The organism is Bacillus sp. JJ1503 (assembly GCF_036965125.1).
Taxonomy (GTDB): Bacteria; Bacillota; Bacilli; order Bacillales; family Cytobacillaceae; genus Cytobacillus.
Genome location: NZ_JBALOZ010000143.1, coordinates 1 through 221, shown reverse-complemented (window position 1 = coordinate 221; position 221 = coordinate 1).

The following is a 221-nucleotide window of genomic DNA, read 5'->3' as shown; positions in this document are numbered from 1 at the left end:
AATAAAATATTTGTTTCCACTTTATCACCACCATAATATTTCTCTACCTTGAACTGCACCATTAGTCGAATTAGAAAAAAGGATCTCCGCAGCAATCCGTTCTTACCTTTAGTGAATGAAGCATAAGTCAAATTCCAAAATGTATAATGTGTTTCATTTCCTCCTGTGCTTGTAAAATTTTCAAAGCCAATTCATTAAGTTCAAAAGACTTCTTATAATAC